Source organism: Pseudoduganella aquatica (assembly GCF_009857595.1).
Lineage (GTDB): Bacteria > Pseudomonadota > Gammaproteobacteria > Burkholderiales > Burkholderiaceae_D > Rugamonas > Rugamonas aquatica_A.
Genome location: NZ_WWCU01000163.1, coordinates 1 through 255 on the forward strand (window position 1 = coordinate 1; position 255 = coordinate 255).

Genomic DNA, 255 nt, shown 5'->3' on the forward strand with positions numbered 1-255 from the left:
CCTGGGGAGTACGGTCGCAAGATTAAAACTCAAAGGAATTGACGGGGACCCGCACAAGCGGTGGATGATGTGGATTAATTCGATGCAACGCGAAAAACCTTACCTACCCTTGACATGGAAGGAATCCTCGAGAGATTGGGGAGTGCCCGAAAGGGAACCTTCACACAGGTGCTGCATGGCTGTCGTCAGCTCGTGTCGTGAGATGTTGGGTTAAGTCCCGCAACGAGCGCAACCCTTGTCATTAGTTGCTACGAA

The 255-nt window shown here is 52.2% G+C and carries 1 rRNA gene; it reads left to right on the top strand.

Annotated elements, in window-relative coordinates:
• Positions 1-255, top strand: a 16S ribosomal RNA gene (locus tag GTP77_RS31510); the annotation flags it as partial.